Source organism: Bacillus sp. SRB3LM (assembly GCF_015712745.1).
In the GTDB taxonomy this organism is placed as follows: Bacteria; Bacillota; Bacilli; order Bacillales; family Bacillaceae_G; genus Bacillus_A; species Bacillus_A thuringiensis_K.
Genome location: NZ_VWVQ01000122.1, coordinates 1 through 659, shown reverse-complemented (window position 1 = coordinate 659; position 659 = coordinate 1). Strand labels below are relative to the sequence as shown.

The window sequence follows — 659 nt, the reverse complement described above, 5'->3', positions numbered from 1 at the left end:
CATTGTTTGGACTTAGACCATAGGGAACGAAACTCGCCATTACTCCTAATTTCCCAGATGCTCCCGACACATTTGTTTGTGTAAAAGGGTATAGTGCATTTATTTTTTGATTCGGTAACGGAGTATTACAACTCGCTGCATATCCAGAACTTCCATTTACACAATAGCTTCCCGGTGTACACGTCGCAGCATTACAATAACCAGGTGTAGCACAACCTGCTAAGTCAGCATTTTCTGTCGATAAGCTTTCCGCATCTACATAACGAGTATTTTGAGTAATCGCATTAATTGTCTGGACAGGGGCAATCGCACGATGATCCCAGCTGGTGTTATTTCCCGGATCATTATCCCCGTAGCGGTACGTCTTATTATTTGTATAATCTAAATAAAGTCCATAGGGGTAACAAGCATTATTAGGGTTGTATGTTTTCGTTCGAATGTACTGTAATTCTCCTGGAAAATACGAGATATCATTCAGGTTGATGGGTTGATGTTGATAACCATTGCTATCAAAAATATTATGAATAGTCGTAGTCCCATTATTGATTTGATCCTGTCCAACCATATCTGAAAAAATAACACGTGTTTGTTCTAATTCTGTTTGAGAAGTATAATCATCAGGATACATGGAAGGCCATGTTGCAACCATATCTAAGCCG

The 659-nt window shown here is 39.3% G+C and carries 1 protein-coding gene; it reads right to left on the bottom strand.

From position 1 onward, the window contains the following. A partial coding sequence (locus tag F3I02_RS33650) for an insecticidal delta-endotoxin (RefSeq protein ID WP_277997943.1) occupies positions 1-659 on the bottom strand: 659 nt, incomplete at both ends.